General features: G+C 69.4%; 6 protein-coding genes. 3 read left to right on the top strand and 3 right to left on the bottom strand.

Going from position 1 to position 7323, the window contains the following annotated elements; genetic code table 11:
- Window positions 1-73: 73 nt before the first annotated feature.
- Window positions 74-907 (bottom strand): MBL fold metallo-hydrolase, encoded by an 834-nt coding sequence (locus FL311_RS06700; protein ID WP_141324104.1) that lies wholly within the window; start codon window positions 905-907, stop codon window positions 74-76.
- A 271-nt stretch (window positions 908-1178) separates the two neighbouring features.
- On the opposite strand from FL311_RS06700, the gene FL311_RS06695 reads away from it, so the two are divergent.
- Window positions 1179-1943 carry a ParA family protein gene (locus FL311_RS06695; protein ID WP_194869089.1) on the top strand — a complete coding sequence of 255 codons (765 nt, stop codon included), beginning with the start codon at window positions 1179-1181 and terminating at the stop codon, window positions 1941-1943.
- Window positions 1944-1998: 55 nt separating this feature from the next.
- Here the strand turns inward: FL311_RS06695 and rnk are convergent, their stop codons facing one another.
- Together rnk and FL311_RS06685 are read right to left on the bottom strand one after the other, a co-directional pair.
- On the bottom strand, window positions 1999-2415 hold the full coding sequence (gene rnk, locus FL311_RS06690) for a nucleoside diphosphate kinase regulator (RefSeq protein WP_141324103.1): 417 nt from the start codon (window positions 2413-2415) through the stop codon (window positions 1999-2001).
- Between the two features lie 108 nt (window positions 2416-2523).
- Window positions 2524-5337, bottom strand: a complete 2814-nt coding sequence (locus FL311_RS06685; RefSeq protein ID WP_141324102.1) for an ELWxxDGT repeat protein — start codon at window positions 5335-5337, stop codon at window positions 2524-2526.
- Between the two features lie 208 nt (window positions 5338-5545).
- Between FL311_RS06685 and FL311_RS06680 the strand changes: the two genes are divergently transcribed.
- Window positions 5546-6649, top strand: coding sequence for a carboxypeptidase-like regulatory domain-containing protein (locus FL311_RS06680; RefSeq protein WP_141324101.1), 1104 nt, complete (start codon window positions 5546-5548; stop codon window positions 6647-6649).
- A gap of 36 nt (window positions 6650-6685) precedes the next feature.
- Window positions 6686-7297: a hypothetical protein gene (locus tag FL311_RS06675; protein ID WP_141324100.1), complete on the top strand. Its 612-nt coding sequence runs from the start codon at window positions 6686-6688 to the stop codon at window positions 7295-7297.
- The last annotated feature ends 26 nt before the right edge of the window (window positions 7298-7323 follow it).

Here is a 7323-nt window from a genome sequence, read left to right as displayed (position 1 = left end):
TGGTGGGCAGGGGCGGGAGGATGAAGGCCGAAGCGTCACCATAGCATCCGTGTGGCATCGTCCGGCCCACCTCTCAGGCCGCGCGGCCCAGCACCAGTCGTTGGCCCTCGCGCGCCGGCTCGCACACCGGGAACAGCTCCCGCGCCTGCTCGGCCATGTCCTCCAGCACCTCGTCCGAGTGCGCCGGGTCATGGTGGAACAGGCACAGCCGCCGCGCGCCCACCGTCTTCGCCACGCCCGCCGCGTCCATCATCGTCGAGTGGCCCCAGCCCTTCTTCGGGATGCCCTTCCTCCCGTCGTACTCGTCGGGCGTGTACTGCGCGTCCAGACACAGCACGTCCGCGCCCTCGAACAGCCGCGCCACCTCCGGCGACAGGTCCTCCAGCCGCAGCTCCACGTCCGTGGCGTAGACGAACGAGTGCCCGTCCGCCTCCACGCGGTACGCCAGGCACCCCTGCGGGTGCGGCACGTCGATGGGCGTCACCTTGAACGGGCCCACCTCCACCGTCCTCGCGTGCAGCGCGGACAGGAAGTCCATCTTCGAGCGCATGGTGCTCAGCGGCACCGGGAAGTGCGGCGGCTGCATCTGCGCCGCCAGCTCCGACTGGAGCGCCTGCGCGCCATTGGCCCCGGGGCCGTACATCGTCAGCCGCGACGTGGGCAGGTACGCCGGCGTGAAGAAGGGGAAGCCCTGCACGTGATCCCAATGCAGGTGCGAGAAGAACATCGTCACGTCGTGTGGCATCGGCTCGCGCATCATCGACTCGCCCAGCGCGCGCAGGCCCGTGCCCGCGTCGAGGATCAGCCGGTGGCCCTGGCTCGTCACCTCCACGCAGGCCGTGTTGCCGCCGATGCGTGAGCCAGAAACCGCGATGCTGCCGCGAACGCCGTGGAACCGGATATCCATGATGTGCCTCCTCAAGCTGGCGGGCCTCCTCGGGAGGACGCCCTGATGCCCCGTGCTTCAGCACGTGGGATGCCATGGCCAAGTGGCTGGAATTATTGGCGGGAGGTCTGACATTCCGGGGCGTTGCACCATTGTGGAGCGCCCCTGGATGGTGCGGCCGTACCATTCCGGAGCGTCCGGAATTCATGGGTGTTCTGGGAGGTGCCGGGGCGTCGGAGGGGTGCGCCGGGAGGCCGGTGGCGGCGTGGGAGATCCGGTATAGGACGGGCCCATGGCGTTGATTGCGTTCTGCACCATCAAGGGCGGCGTGGGGAAGACCACGCTCTGCGCGCACGTGGCCTCGGCGCTGGCGGACGCGGGCCGGCGGGTGCTCGTGCTGGACCTGGACCCGCAGGCGCACGCGTCGCTGGTGCTGGGGTTGGAGAGCCGTGAGGGGCCGTGCCTCGCGGAGGCGCTGGGGCCGCGGCCGAAGTACCGGCTGGACGACGTGGTGGTGGCGTCACCGAAGCGTCCCACGCTCTTCATCGCGCCAGCGGCGCCGCGCATGGCGGCCCTGGAGCGCGAGCTGTTCCAGTGGGGTCACCGGCTGCAGGCGATTCCACGGGCGCTCAAGACGCTGAGCTGGACGCCGGACCTCATCCTGGTCGACACGCCGCCGAGCATCGGCGCGTACACGGAGGCGGTGCTGGCGTTCGCGGACCTGGTGGTGGCGCCGGTGCCCACGGGCGCGTTCGCGCTTCAGGGACTGGGAGAGATTGAGGCCGCGTGGCGCGACGTGCGCGAGGCGCAGGGCGGCGAGCTGGTGGCGGTGGTGAACCTGTGGGACCGGCGCACTCCGGCGACGAACGGGGCGATGGAGGAGGCGCTGAAGGACTCGACGGTGCCGGTGCTGCGGGCGCGCATTCCGCGCTCGGAGTCCATCAATCAGGCGGGGTTGGGCTACGAGGTGGTGTTCGACACGAGCCCCGCGGCGCCGGGTGTCGAGGAGCTGCGCTCGCTGGCGCAGGAGCTGGCGAAGCGGGTGGGGCTGCGCTGAAGGAATCGTCGACGCCCGTCCCTCTCGACGGACGGGACGGGCGCCTCAAGGGCCCTCAGAGGTGGTAGTGGCCCGCGGCCTCGGGCTGGTACGGCACGGCGACGATGCGCAGCCGCTTGGTGCGGCCGTTCGGCAGCGGCCAGACGATGGACTGGCCCACGGACAGGCCGATGAGCGCGCTGCCGATGGGCGCCAGCACGGAGATGCGGCCCTCGTCGCTGCGCGCGTCCTTCGGGTAGACGAGCGTCACCTGGCGCTGCTCGCCGGTCTGCTCGTCCTCGAAGAGCACGGTGCTGTTCATCGTCACCACGCTGGGGGGCACCGTCTCGGAGCTGACGACGTGGGCCCGGCCCAGCTCCGACTCGAGCATCTCCACGAGCTCGGCCGTGCGGCCCCCTCCATGGTGGTCGATGACCTGGCGCAGACGGTCCAGGTCGGTCTCAGTCACGATGAGGGACTGCTCGCTGCTCATGGCGATGACTCCGGGGAAAAAGAAATGAGGATAGGGTGAACACTGGGGCAACGGTTGGGAGAAATATCTATTCCCGGCGAGCCCGGAGAGGCCCTGCGGGGTGGGGATTCACTCCCGCTCGCGCGAGGCGGGGAGCCGCAGGACCCACCACTCGATGCCCTGGGCGCCGTCGTCCGCGAGGAAGAAGGTCTGCGTGTTCGTGGGCGTGAACACGTAGGGGAGCGAGCCTGTCGGGCCCGGCGCCAGCTCCTGGCGCAGGAGGGTGCCCGCCGTGGTGCCGTTGGACTCCCAGAGCTCGGGGCCGTTGCGGCCGTCGTCGGCGTGGAAGAGGGCGAGCGCGCCGACCGAGGTCATCCAGCGCGGCTCGGAGCCCTGGGGGCCCGGGTTCAGGTCCTTCACGAGGGCGGCGCGCGGAACCGCCTTGTCGGCGCGCCAGGGCTCTCGTCCGTGGACTCCGTCCTCCGCGCTGAAGAGGACGCTGGGGCCCAGGAGCGTGAAGTCCTGGGGGTAGGAGCCGGAGGGACCGGGGCGCACGTCGAACACGAGCGCGGTGCCGGGGCGGGTGGCGTCGGTGGACCAGGGCTCGCGGCCGACGGTGGGCTCGGTGGCGGCGAAGTAGACGCGATCTCCCGTCGCGGTGAAGGAGGCGGGGGACGAGCCCTCGGGGCCGGGCCAGAGGTCTCGGAGGATATAGGTGCCGGGCGCGGTGCCGTCGCTGACCCAGGGCTCCTCTCCCTGGCGTCCATCGTTCGCGGCGAAGACGATGCGCTGGCCGCGCACGGTGAGCGATGAGGGGAAGGAGCCCGCGGGCCCGGGGCGGATGTCCTTGACGAGCCGGGTGCCTGTCTCGGTGCCATCGCTGACGCACAGCTCCCAGCCCAGGTCGGGGAGGTCGGCGGTGAAGAAGAGGCGCGAGCCCAACGGCGTGAGGTGACGCGGGGAGCTGTTGTCGACACCCGGGGCGAGGTCCCTCACGAGCACGGTGCCCTGCGGGGTTCCATCGGTGCGCCAGAGCTCCTCGCCATGGAGCGCGTCGCGGGCGTTGAAGTACGCGACGCCGTTCATCACCACGGGGGTGCCCGCGCCCTGACTGCTCCCGAGGCCGGGGCGGAGGTCCTTGATGAGGGTGGTGCCCTCGGCGGTGCCGTCGGTGCGCCACAGCTCGCGGCCGTGCACGCCGTCATCGGCGAAGAAGAGGACCCAGGGGCCGAGGACGACGAAGCCGGAGGGCTCGGAGGAGAGCGGGCCGGGGCGGAGGTCCTTGATGAGCGTGGTGCCCTCGGCGGTGCCGTCGGTGCGCCAGGGTTCCTGGCCCACGCTGCCGTCGTTGGCGTCGAAGTAGAGGTTGCCCGCGCGGGTCACCCAGGCGTGGGGTTCGGGGCCGCCCGTGCCGGGGCGGATGTCCTGGATGAGGCGCGCGGGAGCGGAGGTGCTCAGGCGCGAGTCCTCGTCGTCGCTGGCGCGGGAGAGGCGTCGGGAGAGGACTCGGAAGTCATAGCCCAGGTCTCTTGCCCAGAGTTCCGCGCCGGTGGCCCGGGTGTTCGCGGTGAAGAAGACGCGCCGGCCGCTGACGGTGAAGTCGCGGGCGGAGGAGGAGTAGGCGCCGGGGGCGAGGTCCTCCAGGCGCGAGGTGCCGCGTCCTGAGCCATTGCTGGTCCACGGCTCGTGGCCCTTCCCTGGCTCACGGGCGGAGAAGTACAGCCGGCCGTGGGTCGCGCGGAGGAACGCGAGCGCCGAGCCCTCGGGGCCTGGGGTGATGTCCTTGAGGAGGACGGTGCCTTCGGTGGTGCCGTCGCTGCGCCACAGCTCGTCGCCGTGCTCGGGAGACCACGCGGAGAAGTAGAGACGTCCCTCCAGGGCGGTGAGCTCGCGAGGGTTGGCGCTTCCGGGACCGGGGGCGATGTCGCGCACGAGGAACGTGCCCTGAGGTGTGCCGTCGCTGCGCCACAGCTCGTCGCCGTGCGTGGGCGCATGGGCGACGAAATAGAAGAGGGTGCCCGCGGCGATGGCTCGTGGTGAGGCATTGACGATGGGGAGTGAGAGGTCCGCGACGTGCTTCGTACCGTTCGTGGTGCCGTCGCTGGTCCAGAGCGAGAGGCGCGGAGGCTGCGAAGGGAGGTCGTCCTCGCGTTCGTGGCGCACGAAGAAGAAGAGCTGTCCGGCCACGTCGGTGAGCGAGCTGGGGCGGAGGATGATTCCAGGTGGGGCGTCGAGGCTTCGGACGGCGTGGGTGCCTCGGGGCGAGCCATCGCTGCGCCACAGGGTGTTGCCCATGAAGAAGAAGAGGTGGCCGTTCGACGGGGTGAGGTGCGAGGGGATAGCGTCCTCGGAGTGCTTGTCGAGATCCTTGATGAGGCGCGTGCCAGAGGTGGTTCCATCGGTGCGCCAGAGCTCGGTGCGGGACGTGGTCTGCGTGGCGAGGAAGTAGAGCGAGTCCTCGAACACGGTGAGGGCCTGGGGGCTGGAACTCCCTGCGCCGGGCACCAGGTCCGTGACGAGGCGCGTGGTGGAGGCCTTGCCGTCGCTGCGCCACAACTCCTCGCCGTGGGTGCCGTCGTCGGCGACGAAGAAGAGGGTGTTGCCCAGGGCGGTGAGCTCGCGAGGGTGTGAGCCGAGGCGGCCCGGGCGGAGGTCCTTGACGAGCAGGGTGCCCTGGTCGGTGCCGTCGCTCTTGAAGAGTTCGGTGCCTCGGGAGCGATCCGTGGCGACGAAGAAGAGGAGGCCGCCGACGTCGGTCAGCGCGTGCGGGTTGGAGCTGAGGCGACCTCCGGCCAGGTCATCCACGGGGTAGGGTGCGTCCTGGACTTCAGGCGCCCCGGCGAGGCCTTGGGTCGACTGGGATGGTGCATCCTGGTCCCCGCAGCACAGGCCCGTGAGCAGCAGCAGCAAGTACAGCGAGGAGCGGAGGAGCCGCGGGTCCATGGTGGGCACCGATGCGATGGGGCGCACAAAGGTGGCTTGTTCCAGGCGCGCGTGAAGCCACCCCCTGGGGAGGGGAAGTGTCTGTTTGACGAGAGAGCAGGGGTGGGGAGTGTTGGCGCGCAAAGACTGTCAGTCCCATTCGCGTCCAGTGGTCTTGGTGCGGGGACTGGTGCTAGACAATCCAGCCAGGGCCGGAGTCGAGGACACAATGCGATTGAAGCTAGTCGGGATGGTGGCGTGTGCCGTGGTGGTATTGGCCTGCGGTGGGACGAGTGATGGGCTCGTGGGCCGGGTGACGCAGGAAGGGCAGCCCGTGCAGGGCGCGCTCGTGTACCTGACCGAATCGCCGAGCGCGAGCACGGAGACGGACGCGGATGGGCGCTTCAAGCTGAGCGCTCCCTCGGGTCGACACGAGATCACCGCGCGTTATCAGGCGGAGGATGGGGCGCTCAACGAGCAGCGCTTCATGGCGGAGGTGGACGTCACGGCGGAGCTGCGGTTGCCGCGGCCCACGCGCCTCCAGGAGCCCGTGGTCGTCGATGCCGGCACCGTCCGGCTGTCGTGGAACCCGTACTCGGGCGCGGACTTCCGTGAGTACAAGCTGTACCGGGCGAAGAGCGCCGCGCTCGATGAGGCCACGGGCACGCTGGTGTACGTGGGCATGGTGCCGGGAGAGACGGAGTTCGTGGACGAGGACGTGCGTCCCGGCGACGTCTTCTTCTACCGGCTCTTCGTGATGAATGACTTCGGGCGACTGGCGGGCAGCAACATCAAGCGTCTGCCGATGCCCAATGTGAACCTGGTGCAGGGAGGCGACTTCGAGGAGTTCGCTGTCGGCTCGACGCCCACGGGGTTCACGCTGGGCCCGGACCAGCAATGGGTCGTGAGTGATGAGCGGGCCTATTCGGGAACACGATCCGTGCGCGGCACGGGCAACTTCTCGAACATTTTCGATGGGATCAAGCAGCGCATCCCTGGGAAGCTCCTCGTTCAGGGAGCTCGCTACCGCCTCTCGTTCCGCTACATGCGAGAGGCGTTCGGCCGGCCGGACCCCTCGCTCCCAGAGGATTATTCGAACGGCAACTTCATTCGGTTGGAGTCGAAGATGCCAGATTTGGGCTGGGCTGATCTGTACTTCTCCTCAGTGGGTGAGGGCGTCGATACGTCCTGGCAGGTCATGACCCGGACCTTCGTCGTGGAGAAGAGTGGTGACGCCACGGCGATGGTGTGTATCGAGCGTTCACGCAGCGGCCCGGGACCGGACTGGGTCTTGTGGGTCGACGACATGAGGTTGGAGCGGGTGCTGGAGTAGCAGACACCTGTTGCCCTTCGCAGGGCGGGGCCGGATATGTCTCTCATCCCTGATTCGCTCACGGCCTCGCTGACGCCCTTCGTTCCCCGGGACTACCGGTACCTCTTCGAGTCGGAGGTACTGGAGCCCGCGGACCTCGTCACAATCGGCTCGGCGCTGGCCTGGATGCATGCGGGCCAGCACGAGGAGCTCGCGGGGTGGTATCGCTCGCTGGGAGACGTGTTGTTCGAGCGATTTGGCCTCGGGGCGCTGCCGCAGCGGCGAGCGATTCAGGAACTGACCTCGGGGCCCGAGCTGCTTCGGGCGCTCGGCGTCGTCGTCGAGCCCGATTGGGATGATGCCTTGGGTCGCTCCTGGTGGATGCGCAGTCGGATGTTGGGTTTGCCTGAGGTCGGCTCGGGAGCGATTGCCGGGGACCCGTATCAGTTGACCTTCGACCGCTCGCGGATGCCAGAGGAGCTTCAGCCCCTGGCCGCAGGAGTGGCCGAGGAACTGGCCGCCCATGCGCGGTCCGCGAACGCACTGGCTCGCAAGCTGGACCGCGCCATCGTCGCGCTGTGGGGCTGTCCGGTCGAAAGGCTGGACCAGCGCGTCACTGTGGCCGAGCTCGTCGCAGGTGGGCTGGACCTGCAGACCTTCGAGCCGTGACGACCTCGGTTATCTATGTGCCCAAC

The sequence above is a fragment of the Myxococcus sp. AB025B genome (assembly GCF_006518215.1).
GTDB classification, from domain to species: Bacteria; Myxococcota; Myxococcia; order Myxococcales; family Myxococcaceae; genus Myxococcus; species Myxococcus fulvus.
The sequence above is the reverse complement of the archived record's forward strand: the minus strand, read 5'-3'. Positions and strand labels throughout refer to the sequence as shown.

Coding starts and splice junctions, on each gene's coding strand:
- FL311_RS06675 (WP_141324100.1), top strand. CDS start 6,686: ATGTCTCTCATCCCTGATTCGCTCACGGCCTCGCTGACGCCCTTCGTT.
- FL311_RS06700 (WP_141324104.1), bottom strand. CDS start 907: ATGGATATCCGGTTCCACGGCGTTCGCGGCAGCATCGCGGTTTCTGGC.
- FL311_RS06695 (WP_194869089.1), top strand. CDS start 1,179: ATGGCGTTGATTGCGTTCTGCACCATCAAGGGCGGCGTGGGGAAGACC.
- rnk (WP_141324103.1), bottom strand. CDS start 2,415: ATGAGCAGCGAGCAGTCCCTCATCGTGACTGAGACCGACCTGGACCGT.
- FL311_RS06685 (WP_141324102.1), bottom strand. CDS start 5,337: ATGGACCCGCGGCTCCTCCGCTCCTCGCTGTACTTGCTGCTGCTGCTC.
- FL311_RS06680 (WP_141324101.1), top strand. CDS start 5,546: ATGCGATTGAAGCTAGTCGGGATGGTGGCGTGTGCCGTGGTGGTATTG.